The following is a 13,761-nucleotide window of genomic DNA, read 5'->3' as shown; positions in this document are numbered from 1 at the left end:
GCGTAGCCGCTCTCACCAGCGCTCCGGCCCGCCCCTCCCCGTCGTACGGGAGGCGGCGGGCCGTCGCGTTCTCCCGGAACCCGTCGGCGGCCCGGGAGAACGCGACGGCGTCCGCGGCCGGTCCGCGGGCCCGCTCGCCAGCGCCCTGGCCACCGCCGCGTCCAGATCGAGCCGCCCGCCCGCGCGCAGTCCCGATTCGTAGGGACCGTCGCCCAGCTCCCGGCGGGCCAGCTCCTCGCACCGGGCCCGGGGCTGCCCGTAGTACGCCGAACCGAACAGCGGCAGTCCCACCGACGGCCAGATCCGGTCGGCGGCCCCCTGCAGCACCGCCGCCTCCGCCGCGTCCCCCTCGACCGCCGTGGCCAGGGCCAGCAGCTCCAGGGCGAGCACCGAGCCGAGCAGATCGTGGAAGGCGTGGCCGATCGCGAGGGACTCCCCGAGCAGGTCCCGGGCCCGGTCCGGCCGGCCCCGTTGCAGCGCCGCGTAGGCCAGTACGTACAGCGCGTACGAGAGGGCCCACCGCTCCCCGTGGTCCTCGCAGACCTCCCTGACCTCCTCACAGATCGTGGCCGCGCGGTCCAGATCGCCGTGGAACCCGATCGCCATCGCCAGCTCGATCTGGGCCATCAGCACATTGCTGTTCAGCTCACCGATCTCCCGGTAGCGGCCGAGCGCCTCGGCCAGCAGCTCCTGCGCCCTGACCACGTCGTCCGTGACCAGCGCCAGACACCCCGTCCGGTGCACCGCGTACGCGAGCGCCGTGGCGTCCCCGGCCCGGTCCGCCTCGTCCCGGCACTCCTGCAACGCGGCGATCGCGCCGACCGGGTCGCCCTGCAGGACGGCCACATGCCCGAGCACCCACAACGCCTTGAGCCGCGAGGAGTCGTACGGCGCCTCCTCCGCCAGCACATGGCCCAGCCAGTGCCGGCCCTCCGAGAGGCGTCCGCAGCCCACCCAGAGGAACCAGAGGGTGCCCGCCAGATACTGCGCGAGATGCGTTTCGCCCGGGCTCTCCAGCGAACACTCCATCGCCCGCCGCAGATTCGGCAGCTCGCTCTCCACCCGCGCGGCCACCTCGCCCTGCCGCGGGCTGAACCAGTCGAGCTCGCACCAGGTGGCAAGACCCAGGAACCAGTCCCGGTGGCGGCGTCGCAGCCGGTCCGTGTCACCGGTGGCCGCCAGCCACTCGGCGCCGTACTCCCGCACCGTGTCCAGCATCCGGTAGCGGGTGCCGGCCGCCGAGTCCTCCCGTACGACGACGGACTGCGTGAGCAGTCCGGTGAGCACGTCGAGCACCGAATCGGCCGGCAGATCGGCGCCGCTGCAGATGTACTCGACGGCCTCCAGATCGAACTGCCCGGCGAACACCGAGAGCCGCGCCCAGAGCAGTCGCTGCTCCGGAGCGCAGAGTTCATGGCTCCAGCCGATGGCCGTACGGAGCGTCTGGTGACGCGCCAGGGCGCTGCGGCTGGTGCCGGTCAGCAGGCGGAAGCGGTCGTCCAGGCGCTGCAGCACCTGCTCGGTGGAGAGGGCGCGCAGCCGGCCCGCGGCCAGTTCCAGCGCGAGTGGGATCCCGTCCAGCCGACGGCACAGCTCCCGCGCCGCCGCGCGATTACCGTCGGTCAGCCGGAACTCCGGCTGTACCGCGGCGGCCCGCTCCGCGAAAAGCAGCATCGCGTCCTCGTCCGTCATCGGCGTGAGCGGGAAGGTGAGCTCGCCGTCCAGCTCCAGGGGCAGCCGCCCGGCGGCCAGCACCCGTAGTCGCGGGGCCCGGCGCAGCAGTTCACGTACGAGTTCGGCGCAGGCGTCGACGAGATGCTCGAAACCGTCGATCACCAGGAGGAGTTGGCGTCCGGCAAGGTGTTCGAGGAGTGTCGTGCGCGGCGGTCTGCTGGTGTGATCGGTGAGTCCGAGGGCGTCGATCAAGGCGTGTTCCAGCAGCCCGGCGTCGTGGATGGCGGACAGCTCCACCATGCGGACACCGTCGCAGTACCGTTTCTCCGTGAGCGCCGCGATCCTGGTGGCGCAGCGGGTCTTGCCCACTCCGCCCACCCCGACCACGGTGACGAGCCTCGACTCGTTCAGCAGTTGGCCGAGACCGGCCAGTTCATCCTCCCGCCCGACGAATCTGTTCAGCTCCGCGGGCAGACTGCCGGGGACGGCTCCGGAACGACCCGGATCGTGGGGGGACGGAAAGGGGTGCTGGGGGCGTCGCATGAAACACGCAGAGTACTGACATCGAAGCTCTCCGTACAATCTCCTCGTGCCAACTACGGCCCCTGCCGCCGGTAATGCGGTACGGGGCGCGACCACCGGCGCGATAGGCTCGGGTGACGACGACTGGCGGCCGCGGCAGCGGTCGGCGGACCGAGCAGAGACAGACAGAGACAGTACAAAAACAGCGACAAGCTAGAGAGCGGTGGACTGTGTCCGGTGGAGAGGTGGCCGGGATTCTGGTAGCCGTCTTCTGGGCGATCCTGGTTTCGTTCCTCGCCGTCGTACTGGTGAGGCTGGCCCAGACGCTCAGGGCGACCACCAAGCTCGTGGCGGACGTGACCGAGCAGGCGGTCCCGCTGCTTGCCGACGCCTCCGCCACTGTGCGCTCCGCGCAGACCCAGCTCGACAAGGTCGACGCGATCGCCACGGATGTCCAGGAAGTCACCTCGAACGCCTCGGCGCTCTCCACCACCGTCGCCTCGGCCTTCGGTGGCCCGCTAGTCAAGGTCGCCGCTTTCGGTTACGGGGTGCGCCAGGCCATCGGCCGCAAGACCAGTCCGGAACCGGAACCTGCGCGCCGGCCGTCCCGTCGAACGGTGCTTGTCGGCCGTACCGTGCCGTCCGCGCGCGGCAGGAAGCGCGACGGCAGAAACTCCCGCGGATCGAAGGACTGACGCAGCGATGTTCCGCCGTACGTTCTGGTTCACCGCCGGCGCCGCCGCCGGTGTCTGGGCCACTGCCAAGGTCAACCGCAAGCTCAAGCAGCTGACCCCCGAGAGCCTCGCGGCGCAGGCCGCGGACAAGGCGATCGAGACCGGCCACAAGCTCAAGGACTTCGCTCTCGACGTCCGTGAGTCCATGGCCCGGCGCGAGGCCGAGCTGGGCGAGGCGCTGGGCCTGGAGGCACCGGTCGACCCCGAGCTCCCCGTACGGCGCCACTTCGCCGTCGAGGCGGCCGAGTCCGTCGGACCGGACCGGCCGCTCGAAGGAACCCACTACCGCACGCTCCCCTACAACTCGTACAACCGGAATGAGGACCACTGATGGAGTCGGCTGAAATTCGTCGCCGCTGGCTGAGCTTCTTCGAGGAGCGCGGTCACACCGTCGTCCCTTCGGCGTCGCTCATCGCGGACGACCCGACTCTGCTGCTGGTCCCCGCAGGCATGGTCCCCTTCAAGCCGTACTTCCTCGGCGAGGTCAAGCCGCCCGCCCCGCGCGTCACCAGCGTGCAGAAGTGTGTTCGTACGCCGGACATCGAGGAGGTCGGCAAGACCACCCGGCACGGCACGTTCTTCCAGATGTGCGGCAACTTCTCCTTCGGCGACTACTTCAAGGAAGGCGCCATCAGCTACGCCTGGGAGGCTCTGACGAGCCCTGTGGCGGACGGCGGCTTCGGTCTCGACCCCGAGCGGCTGTGGATCACGGTCTATCTGGACGACGACGAGGCCGAGCAGATCTGGCGCGACAAGATCGGCGTACCGGCCGAGCGCATCCAGCGTCTGGGCAAGAAGGACAACTTCTGGTCCATGGGCGTCCCCGGCCCCTGTGGCCCCTGCTCCGAGATCAACTACGACCGCGGCCCCGAGTTCGGTGTCGAGGGCGGCCCGGCCGTCAACGACGAGCGCTACGTGGAGATCTGGAACCTGGTCTTCATGCAGTACGAGCGGGGCGCCGGTGACGGCAAGGAGGACTTCCCGATCCTCGGTGACCTGCCGTCGAAGAACATCGATACGGGTCTGGGCCTGGAACGCCTCGCCATGATCCTGCAGGGCGTACAGAACATGTACGAGACCGACACCCTGCGTGTCGTCATGGACAAGGCCACCGAGCTGACCGGTGTCCAGTACGGCGCCGACCACGGTTCGGACGTCTCGCTCCGCGTGGTCGCCGACCACATCCGTACCTCCGCGATGCTCATCGGCGACGGCGTCACCCCCGGCAACGAGGGCCGCGGCTATGTGCTGCGCCGCATCATGCGCCGTGCCATCCGCAACATGCGTCTGATGGGCGCCACCGGACCCGTCGTCAAGGACCTGGTCGATGTCGTGATCGACACGATGGGGCAGCAGTACCCGGAGCTGATCACCGACCGCAGGCGCATCGAGACCGTCGCCCTCGCCGAAGAGGCCGCCTTCCTCAAGGCCCTCAAGGGCGGCACCAACATCCTCGACACCGCCGTCACCGAGACCAAGGCCGCCGGCGGCAAGGTACTCGCCGGCGACAAGGCGTTCCTGCTCCACGACACCTGGGGCTTCCCGATCGACCTCACCCTGGAGATGGCCGCGGAACAGGGCCTCGCCGTGGACGAGGACGGCTTCCGTCGCCTGATGAAGGAGCAGCGGGAGCGCGCCAAGGCCGACGCCAAGGCCAAGAAGACGGGCCACGCCGACCTGTCCGCCTACCGCGAGGTCGCCGACAACTCCGGCATCACCGAGTTCACCGGCTACACCGCCACCGAGGGCGAGTCGAGGATCGTCGGTCTGCTCGTCGACGGCGTGCCCTCGCCCGCCGCCACCGAGGGCGACGAGGTCGAAGTAGTCCTGGACCGCACCCCGTTCTACGCCGAGGGCGGCGGCCAGCTCGCCGACCAGGGCCGGATCCGGCTCGACAGCGGCGCCGTCATCCAGGTCCGCGACGTCCAGCAGCCCGTCCCGGGCGTCTCCGTCCACAAGGGTTCGGTGCAGGTCGGCGAGGTGACCGTCGGCGCCTCCGCCTACGCCGCCATCGACAACACCCGCCGCCGCGCCATCGCCCGTGCCCACAGCGCCACGCACCTCACGCACCAGGCGCTGCGCGACGCACTGGGCCCGACGGCCGCCCAGGCCGGTTCGGAGAACTCGCCGGGCCGTTTCCGCTTCGACTTCGGCTCGCCCGCCGCCGTACCCGGCACGGTCCTCACCGACGTCGAGCAGAAGATCAACGAGGTCCTCGCCCGCGAACTCGATGTCCAGGCCGAGGTCATGTCGATCGACGAGGCCAAGAAGCAGGGCGCCATCGCCGAGTTCGGTGAGAAGTACGGCGAGCGGGTCCGGGTCGTCACCATCGGCGACTTCTCCAAGGAGCTCTGCGGCGGTACGCACGTCCACAACACCGCCCAGCTGGGTCTGGTGAAGCTGCTCGGCGAATCGTCCATCGGTTCCGGTGTGCGCCGCATCGAGGCCCTCGTCGGTGTCGACGCGTACAACTTCCTCGCCAGGGAGCACACGGTCGTCGCCCAGCTCCAGGAGCTGGTCAAGGGCCGTTCCGAGGAGCTCCCGGAGAAGATCGCCGGAATGCTCGGCAAGCTGAAGGACGCCGAGAAGGAGATCGAGAAGTTCCGCGCGGAGAAGGTCCTCCAGGCCGCCGCCGGACTGGCCGATTCCGCCAAGGACGTACGGGGCGTCGCCCTGGTCACGGGTCAGGTCCCCGACGGCACCTCGGCCGACGATCTGCGCAGGCTCGTCCTCGACGTCCGCGGACGCATCCAGGGCGGCCGCCCGGCTGTCGTGGCCCTGTTCACCACCGCCAACGGCCGCCCGCTGACCGTGATCGCCACCAACGAGGCCGCCCGTGAGCGCGGACTCAAGGCCGGCGACCTGGTCCGTACGGCTGCCAAGACCCTCGGTGGCGGTGGCGGCGGCAAGCCGGACGTCGCCCAGGGCGGCGGCCAGAAGCCCGAGGCCATCGGCGCCGCCGTGGCCGCTGTCGAACGCCTCGTCACCGAGACGGCGTGACGACGGGGATGACGCAGATGCGCCGCGGCCGTCGGCTCGCGATCGATGTCGGGGACGCCCGGATCGGGGTCGCCTCGTGCGACCCCGACGGAATCCTCGCGACGCCGGTGGAGACCGTTCCGGGGCGCGATGTCCCGGCGGCCCACCGGCGGCTCGGACAGATCGTCCAGGAATACGAGCCGATCGAGATCATCATCGGCCTGCCGCGGTCCCTCAGGGGCGGTGAGGGACCCGCCGCCGCCAAGATCCGGGTCTTCGCCCAGGAGGTCGCCCGCTCGGTCGCACCCATTCCGGTGCGACTGGTGGACGAGAGGATGACCACAGTGACGGCCAGTCAAGGACTGCGCGCCTCGGGCGTGAAGTCCAAGAAAGGCCGTTCCGTCATCGATCAGGCTGCCGCTGTGGTGATCCTCCAGAACGCTCTGGAGTCGGAACGGTCCTCGGGTAAAGCCCCGGGCGAAGGCGTCGAAGTGGCTCTCTGATCGCGATACGGTAACGTTCCGCGCGATGCGGCGGTGTTCGAACAAATACCGCACAGCAAAGAGACGGAATGTCGTCTCGCGGCTCTAGGGGATCGATGACTGAGTATGGCCGGGGCCCCGGCTCCGAACCGTGGCATCCCGAGGACCCCTTGTACGGGGACCAGGGGTGGGGAGGACAGCAGCCTGTCCACGGCCAGAACCAGTACGGCGGCCAGCAGCAGCCCTACCCGCACGACCCCTACGCGCAGCAGCAGCCGCAGCAGCAGCAGCCGCAGCAGCAGCAGCCGCAGCAGCAGCAGCCGCAGCAGCAGGACCCGTACGCGCAGCAGCAGCAGCAGCAGCCGCAGCACGACCCCTACGCGCAGCAGCAGCCGCAGCAGCAGGACCCGTACGCACAGCAGGACCCGTACGCGCAGCAGCAGTCGTACCAGCAGCAGCCCGCGTACGGAGTTCCGCAGGACCCGTACGCGCAGCAGCAGCCCCAGCAGCCCCAGTACAACAACGGTGGCTGGGACTCCGGGCAGCAGCCCGCCGGGATGCCCTACGACCCCCAGTCGGCCGACCAGTACGGCGGTCGGCAGGCCGGTTACGGCGAGACGCACGACTACTACGGCACGCCGGAGGCCTACCCGCCGCCGCAGCCCCCGGGTCGTCGGCAGGCCGTCCCCGAGCAGCCCCCCGCGCAGAGTCCCGACTGGGACCCGGAGGTCCAGCCGGAGGAGACCCACCCCTTCTTCACGGGCACGGACGACGGGGGCGACAAGGACGACGAGTACGACGACGACCCGCGTGAGTCACGCCGCGGCGGTCGCGGCAGCAGCGAACGCCGGGGCAAGGGCAAGAAGAAGAGCCGCAGCGGCCGCGCCTGCCTGGTCGTCTCGGTGGTCCTGGTCAGCGGCCTCGGGGCAGTGGGCTACCTCGGATACTCGTACTGGCAGGACAAGTTCGGCGCGGCACCCGACTACGCGGGCACGGGCACGGGCGAGGTCGAGGTCGAGATCGAGAAGGGCGCCCTCGGCTACGACATCGGCAACATCCTGAAGCAGAAGGGCGTCGTCAAGAGCGTCGACGCGTTCGTCGCCGCGCAGAACAACAACCCCAAGGGCAAGTCGATCCAGGCCGGCGTCTATCTGCTCCACGAGAAGATGTCCGCGGCCGAAGCCGTGAAGATGATGCTCGACCCGAAGAGCCAGAATCCTCTGATCATTCCCGAGGGTTCCCGCAATGTCGCCATCTACGCGATGGTCGACAAGAAGCTGGGTCTCAAAAAGGGAACGACCAAGGGAATTGCCACGTCCAAGGCGTCCAGCCTCGGTCTGCCCGACTGGGCGAGCAAGGGCAAGGACATCAAGGACCCCCTGGAAGGATTCCTTTACCCGGCCGCTTATCCGGTCACCAAGGAAACCAAGCCGGAGATCCTCCTGAAGAAGATGGTCTCCCGCGCCAACGAGGAGTACGACGAGCTCGACCTCGAGGGCACGGCCAAGAAGTACAAGCTGGACGATCCATGGCAGGTTCTCACTGTCGCCAGCCTGGTCCAGGCGGAGGGCCTCACACACGATGACTTCCGCAAGATGGCTGAAGTCGTCTATAACCGCCTGAAGCCGGACAACACGGTCACGAACCGTAAGCTTCAGTTCGACTCCGCGTTCAATTACCTCAAGAACCAGAGCGAGATCAAGATCCGGTCGAAAGAGATCGTGACAAATCCGGACCCCTACAACACCTATTACCACGCGGGCCTTCCGCCGGGTCCGATCAGTAATCCGGGCGACGAAGCCCTGCGGGCAACGCTCCATCCCACGGGTGACGGGTGGATGTTCTTCATCTCGCTCGACGGCAAGAAGACCCAGTTCACCAAGACGTCCGCCGAGCACGAGAGGCTCAACGAGAAGTTCAAGGAACAGCATGACCTCGGCTGACCCGCGTCACAGGGCAGCCGTCCTCGGCTCGCCCATCGCCCACTCGCTCTCCCCGGTCCTGCACCGGGCCGCATACGCCGAACTCGGCCTCGCCGGATGGTCGTACGACCGCTTCGAGATCGATGAGGCCGCGCTCCCCGGATTCGTCGAGGGGCTCGACTCCACCTGGGCCGGGCTCTCGCTGACCATGCCGCTCAAGCGTGCGATCATCCCGCTGCTGGACTCCATCAGCGGGACGGCATCATCGGTGGAATCCGTCAACACGGTCGTCTTCACGGAGGACGGCCGCCGGACCGGCGACAACACCGACATCCCCGGAATGATTGCCGCGCTGCGCGAACGCGGTGTGGAGAAGACCGACTCCGCGGCCGTCCTCGGTGCCGGGGCGACTGCGTCCTCGGCGCTCGCCGCGCTGTCCGAGATCTGTACGGGACCGGTCACTGCGTACGTCCGCAGCCGGGAACGGGGCCGGGAGATGCGCGGCTGGGGCGAACGACTCGGCGTCGACGTGCGGATCTCCGACTGGGCGGAGGCCGAGCAGGCGCTGCACGCCCCGCTGGTCGTCGCCACCACTCCGGCCGGTGCCACGGACGTGCTGACCGGCGCCGTGCCGGACCGGCCGGGCACGCTCTTCGATGTGCTCTACGAGCCCTGGCCGACCGGACTCGCGGCCGCCTGGGCGGCTCGTAACGGCACAGTCGTCGGAGGTCTCGACCTTTTGGTGCACCAGGCCATCCTCCAGGTCGAGCAGATGACCGGCCGCGCGCCCGCTCCGCTCATGGCCATGCGGCAGGCCGGGGAAGCGGCGCTCGCCGCCCGCTGACCCCCTTGCGCCCGCGACGGAAGGCGTCCGTCTGCTGGACCGGCGACCGGTTCACGCCCCCGGCCGTGGGAGGATCAAGGTGGCGGGCCAGGGCCGCGCACCCGGTCGCGCCGTCGCAGTTCCAGGCGCGAGCATGAGGAGCACCGTTGAGCAGGTTGCGCTGGCTGACCGCGGGGGAGTCGCACGGCCCCGCACTCGTGGCGACGCTGGAGGGTCTTCCCGCCGGCGTCCCGATCACCACGGAGATGGTGGCGGACGCACTCGCCCGGCGGCGGCTCGGTTATGGCCGCGGTGCGCGGATGAAGTTCGAGAAGGACGAGGTCACTTTCCTCGGCGGGGTGCGCCACGGTCTCACCATGGGCTCCCCGGTCGCCGTGATGGTGGGCAACACCGAGTGGCCCAAGTGGGAGCAGGTCATGTCGGCCGACCCGGTCGACCCCGCGGAACTGGCCGCGCTGGCCCGTAACGCCCCGCTGACCCGCCCGCGTCCCGGCCACGCCGACCTCGCCGGGATGCAGAAGTACGGCTTCGACGAGGCACGGCCGATCCTGGAGCGCGCCAGCGCCCGGGAGACGGCGGCCCGGGTGGCGCTCGGCGCCGTCGCACGGTCGTACCTCAAGGAGACCGCGGGCATCGAGATCGTCAGCCACGTCGTCGAACTGGCCGCGGCCAAGGCGCCCTACGGCGTCTACCCGACGCCCGCCGACGTCGAGCGGCTGGACGCCGACCCGGTGCGCTGCCTGGACGCCGACGCGAGCAAGGAAATGGTCGCCGAGATCGATCAGGCCCACAAGGACGGCGACACCCTCGGCGGCGTGGTCGAGGTGCTGGCGTACGGAGTGCCCGTCGGCCTCGGCTCGCACGTCCACTGGGACCGCCGCCTCGACGCCCGGCTCGCCGCGGCCCTGATGGGCATCCAGGCGATCAAGGGGGTCGAGGTCGGCGACGGCTTCGACCTGGCCCGGGTCCCCGGCTCCAAGGCGCACGACGAGATCCTGGTCACCGAGGACGGCATCAAGCGCGCCTCCGGCCGCTCCGGCGGCACCGAGGGCGGTCTGACCACCGGTGAGCTGCTGCGGGTCCGCGCCGCGATGAAGCCCATCGCGACCGTGCCGCGCGCGCTCGCCACCGTCGACGTCGTCACCGGTGAGCCCGCCAAGGCCCATCACCAGCGCTCCGATGTCTGTGCCGTTCCGGCGGCGGGCATCGTAGCCGAGGCGATGGTCGCGCTGGTCCTGGCCGACGCCGTCGCGGAGAAGTTCGGCGGCGACAGCGTCGCGGAGACCCGTCGCAATGTGCAGTCGTACCTCGACCACCTCCAGATCCGATGAGCGGCCCGCTGATCGTCCTCGTCGGGCCGATGGGCGTCGGCAAGACCACGGTCGGTGAACTGCTCGCCGCCCGGCTCGGCACCACGTACCGGGACACCGACGCGGACGTCGTGGCCACGGCCTGCAAGCCGATCCCCGAGATCTTCTACGACGAGGGCGAGGAACACTTCCGCGAGCTGGAGCGACAGGCCGTGCATACGGCCGTTGCCGAGCACACGGGCGTCCTCTCCCTCGGCGGCGGCGCCGTGCTCGACGCGACGACCCGCGTGCTGCTCGCCGACCACCCTGTCGTCTATCTGTCGATGGACGTGGAGGAGGCCGTCAAGCGGGTCGGCCTGAACGCCGCCCGCCCACTGCTCGCCGTCAACCCGCGCCGGCAGTGGCGCGAGCTGATGGACGCCCGCCGGCACCTGTACACCGAGGTGGCCCGGGTGACCGTCGCCACCGACGAGCGCACCCCCGAAGAGGTCGCCCAGGCGGTCCTCGACGCACTGGAACTGCCGGAGCGCACGGACGACCCCGTCACCTCCGGCCGGGAGAACACACGCATGACCGAGCAGGGCCCCACCCGTATCCAGATCGCCGGCAGCGCGGGCACCGACCCGTACGAGGTGCTGATCGGCCGACAGCTCCTCGGTGAGCTGCCCACGCTCATCGGCGACCGCGCCAAGCGAGTCGCCGTCCTGCACCCCGAGGCGCTCGCCGAGACCGGTGAGGCGGTCCGTCAGGACCTCGCCGAACAGGGCTACGAGGCCATCGCGATCCAGCTGCCGAACGCCGAGGAGGCCAAGACCGTCGAGGTCGCGGCCTACTGCTGGAAGGCGCTCGGGCAGACCGGCTTCACCCGTACCGATGTCATCGTCGGCGTCGGCGGCGGAGCCACCACCGATGTCGCCGGATTCGTCGCCGCGACCTGGCTGCGCGGCGTGCGCTGGATCGCCGTACCCACGACCGTGCTCGCCATGGTCGACGCGGCCGTCGGCGGCAAGACCGGCATCAACACCGCCGAGGGCAAGAACCTCGTCGGCGCCTTCCACCCGCCCGCCGGGGTCCTGTGCGACCTCGCCGCGCTGGACTCGCTGCCGGTGCACGACTACGTCAGCGGCCTGGCCGAGATCATCAAGGCCGGCTTCATCGCCGACCCCGCGATCCTCGACCTCATCGAGGAGGACCCGGAGGGCGCCCGTACACCCACCGGACCGCACACCGCCGAGCTGATCGAGCGGGCCATCCGGGTCAAGGCCGAGGTCGTCTCCAGCGACCTGAAGGAATCCGGGCTGCGCGAGATCCTCAATTACGGCCACACCCTGGGCCACGCCATCGAGAAGAACGAGCGCTACAAGTGGCGGCACGGCGCGGCCGTCTCGGTCGGCATGGTCTTCGCCGCCGAGCTGGGCCGGCTCGCCGGACGCCTCGACGACGCCACCGCCGACCGGCACCGCGCCGTCCTGGAGTCCGTCGGACTCCCGCTCACCTACCGCGGCGACCAGTGGCCCAAGCTGCTGGAGAACATGAAGGTCGACAAGAAGTCCCGCGGCGACCTGCTGCGCTTCATCGTCCTCGACGGCCTCGGCAAGCCCACCGTGCTGGAGGGCCCCGACCCGGCCGTGCTGCTCGCCGCCTACGGGGAGGTGTCGGCGTGACCCGCCGGGTCCTCGTCCTGAACGGGCCGAACCTCGGCCGTCTCGGCTCCCGCGAGCCCGATGTGTACGGCGCCACGTCCTACGCCGGGCTCGTCGAGACCTGTCAGGCGCTCGGCAAGGAGCTCGGCTTCGCCGTCGACGTCCGGGAGACCAACGATGAGGGCGAGTTGATCCGCTGGCTCCACGAGGCCGCGGACGGTTCGATTCCGGTCGTTCTCAACCCGGGGGCCTTCACCCACTATTCGTACGGAATGCGGGATGCGGCGGCCCAGCGCACCGCCCCGCTGATCGAGGTGCACATCTCGAACCCGTACGCACGGGAGGAGTTCCGCCACAACTCCGTGGTCGCACCGGTCGCCACGGGGACCGTGGCGGGGTTCGGCATCGGCTCCTACCGCCTCGCTCTGCGTGCCCTCGCGGACGAGCTGACCGACTGACGGACCCGTACACCGGACGGCCGCCCCACGGCCTCTCGTTTGGATCACGCCGGGCTCGCGTGCCCCGGCACCCCGCCTCGCCGCGTTGTCGTCGGTCTTCCCCGGGCTCTCGGCTCCGCTCGAGCAGAGGTGAGCCCATCGGCTCTTTCCTCCGCCTTGCGATGCACGGCACCACGGTGACATCAGCCGCTCCGCGGCGGGCCGCTCCCTGATCCGGCCTGATCCAAACGAAAGACCCCGGCCGACCGGGCACCGTGGACCGTCCCCGGCCGTTCCCTCAGTGGCGGCCGGGGACGGTACGGTTGCCGTTCCACCAGCGCCAGTTGACTGTACGAGACGGAGTGGCACCGGATGCAGCACGCAGTGGGGGCCCCGCTGCCGCCGCCCCAAGGCCCCGGAAGCGGACCTGTCGGCTGGACGCACCAGGCCCAGCACCCCGGACAGCCGGGGCCGCCGCCCACCACCCCTCCTGCGCCCCGGGGCTGGAGCGGACCCGCCCCGCAGCATGCCCCGGTGCCGCCCTCCAGGGAGACCACCGGGCACGTCCAGCTGCCGCCCGGCGGCCCCGTCCCGCTGCCCGCGCCACCCGCCGGGCCCGGCACCGGCAGCGCGACCCTCGCCGTCCTGCTGATCGGTCCCGCGGGCGCAGGCAAGACCACCGTGGCCAAGCTCTGGGCCGGCCGCCGCAGGGTTCCCACGGCTCACGTCAGCCTCGACGACGTCCGTGAATGGGTCTGCTCCGGCTTCGCCGACCCCCAGGCCGGGTGGAACGACCACTCCGAGGCCCAGTACCGCCTCGCCCGCCGTACCTGTGGCTTCGCCGCGCGCAACTTCCTCGCCAACGGCATTTCCTGCATCCTGGACGACGCCGTGTTCCCGGACCGTCCGGTCGTCGGTCTCGGCGGCTGGAAACGCCATGTCGGGCCCGGGCTGCTGCCCGTCGTCCTGCTGCCCGGCCTGGAGATCGTGCTGGAGCGCAATGCCGCCCGCAGCGGCAACCGCCGCCTCTCGGACGAGGAGGTCGCCCGGATCCACGGCCGGATGGCCGGGTGGTACGGCTCCGGACTGCCGATCATCGACAACTCGACGTACGACGTGGAGACCACCGCCCGTGTCCTCGACGACATACTCGCCCGCTCCATAACCAGCCCACCGTCCTGGTGAACCCTCGCCGGGCCGCTCTCCCGGTCCGG

The 13,761-nt window shown here is 70.2% G+C and carries 11 protein-coding genes; 10 read left to right on the top strand and 1 reads right to left on the bottom strand.

Translation table 11 applies throughout. The features are described from left to right. Positions 1-12 precede the first annotated feature (12 nt). Positions 13-2,217 (bottom strand): ATP-binding protein, encoded by a 2,205-nt coding sequence (locus OG936_RS04250; protein ID WP_406492657.1) that lies wholly within the window; start codon positions 2,215-2,217, stop codon positions 13-15. 224 nt (positions 2,218-2,441) lie between these two features. Here OG936_RS04250 and OG936_RS04245 point away from each other — a divergent pair, with 224 nt between their 5' ends. The 10 genes from OG936_RS04245 (at position 2,442) to OG936_RS04200 (ending at position 13,732) form a co-directional block, all read left to right on the top strand. Further along, the gene (locus tag OG936_RS04245) at positions 2,442-2,891 is read left to right on the top strand and encodes a DUF948 domain-containing protein (protein WP_383753436.1); all 450 of its coding nucleotides are present in this window, start codon (positions 2,442-2,444) and stop codon (positions 2,889-2,891) included. Positions 2,892-2,898: 7 nt separating this feature from the next. Next, on the top strand, positions 2,899-3,261 hold the full coding sequence (locus OG936_RS04240; protein WP_383753433.1) for a DUF6167 family protein: 363 nt from the start codon (positions 2,899-2,901) through the stop codon (positions 3,259-3,261). Further along, on the top strand, positions 3,261-5,930 hold the full coding sequence (gene alaS / locus OG936_RS04235; protein ID WP_406492656.1) for an alanine--tRNA ligase: 2,670 nt from the start codon (positions 3,261-3,263) through the stop codon (positions 5,928-5,930). Before OG936_RS04240 ends, alaS begins: the two co-directional genes overlap by 1 nt. Next, positions 5,927-6,412 carry a Holliday junction resolvase RuvX gene (gene ruvX / locus OG936_RS04230; protein ID WP_406492654.1) on the top strand — a complete coding sequence of 162 codons (486 nt, stop codon included), beginning with the start codon at positions 5,927-5,929 and terminating at the stop codon, positions 6,410-6,412. The genes alaS and ruvX overlap by 4 nt, the downstream gene beginning before the upstream one ends. Before the next feature lie 95 nt (positions 6,413-6,507). Beyond that, a complete protein-coding gene (mltG, locus tag OG936_RS04225) occupies positions 6,508-8,334 on the top strand; it encodes an endolytic transglycosylase MltG (protein WP_406492653.1) in 1,827 nt (608 codons plus the stop codon). Beyond that, positions 8,321-9,157: a shikimate dehydrogenase gene (locus OG936_RS04220; RefSeq protein ID WP_406492652.1), complete on the top strand. Its 837-nt coding sequence runs from the start codon at positions 8,321-8,323 to the stop codon at positions 9,155-9,157. Before mltG ends, OG936_RS04220 begins: the two co-directional genes overlap by 14 nt. A 146-nt stretch (positions 9,158-9,303) precedes the next feature. Continuing rightward, complete coding sequence (gene aroC, locus OG936_RS04215) at positions 9,304-10,488, top strand: chorismate synthase (RefSeq protein ID WP_406492651.1); 1,185 nt, start codon at positions 9,304-9,306, stop codon at positions 10,486-10,488. Continuing rightward, positions 10,485-12,131 carry a 3-dehydroquinate synthase gene (aroB, locus tag OG936_RS04210; RefSeq protein ID WP_406492649.1) on the top strand — a complete coding sequence of 549 codons (1,647 nt, stop codon included), beginning with the start codon at positions 10,485-10,487 and terminating at the stop codon, positions 12,129-12,131. Before aroC ends, aroB begins: the two co-directional genes overlap by 4 nt. Beyond that, the gene (gene aroQ, locus OG936_RS04205) at positions 12,128-12,568 is read left to right on the top strand and encodes a type II 3-dehydroquinate dehydratase (protein WP_266745098.1); all 441 of its coding nucleotides are present in this window, start codon (positions 12,128-12,130) and stop codon (positions 12,566-12,568) included. Before aroB ends, aroQ begins: the two co-directional genes overlap by 4 nt. A gap of 351 nt (positions 12,569-12,919) precedes the next feature. After that, the gene (locus OG936_RS04200; RefSeq protein ID WP_406492647.1) at positions 12,920-13,732 is read left to right on the top strand and encodes a Pro-rich N-terminal domain-containing protein; all 813 of its coding nucleotides are present in this window, start codon (positions 12,920-12,922) and stop codon (positions 13,730-13,732) included. The last annotated feature ends 29 nt before the right edge of the window (positions 13,733-13,761 follow it).

This window comes from Streptomyces sp. NBC_00846 (assembly GCF_045207325.1).
GTDB lineage: Bacteria > Actinomycetota > Actinomycetes > Streptomycetales > Streptomycetaceae > Streptomyces.
The sequence above is the reverse complement of the archived record's forward strand: the minus strand, read 5'-3'. Positions and strand labels throughout refer to the sequence as shown.

What these genes read in the sequence shown, in the direction of transcription:
- OG936_RS04250 (WP_406492657.1), bottom strand. Translation starts at nt 2,217, where the DNA reads ATGCGACGCCCCCAGCACCCCTTTCCGTCCCCCCACGATCCGGGTCGT.
- OG936_RS04240 (WP_383753433.1), top strand. Translation starts at nt 2,899, where the DNA reads ATGTTCCGCCGTACGTTCTGGTTCACCGCCGGCGCCGCCGCCGGTGTC.
- alaS (WP_406492656.1), top strand. Translation starts at nt 3,261, where the DNA reads ATGGAGTCGGCTGAAATTCGTCGCCGCTGGCTGAGCTTCTTCGAGGAG.
- mltG (WP_406492653.1), top strand. Translation starts at nt 6,508, where the DNA reads ATGACTGAGTATGGCCGGGGCCCCGGCTCCGAACCGTGGCATCCCGAG.
- OG936_RS04220 (WP_406492652.1), top strand. Translation starts at nt 8,321, where the DNA reads ATGACCTCGGCTGACCCGCGTCACAGGGCAGCCGTCCTCGGCTCGCCC.
- aroB (WP_406492649.1), top strand. Translation starts at nt 10,485, where the DNA reads ATGAGCGGCCCGCTGATCGTCCTCGTCGGGCCGATGGGCGTCGGCAAG.
- OG936_RS04200 (WP_406492647.1), top strand. Translation starts at nt 12,920, where the DNA reads ATGCAGCACGCAGTGGGGGCCCCGCTGCCGCCGCCCCAAGGCCCCGGA.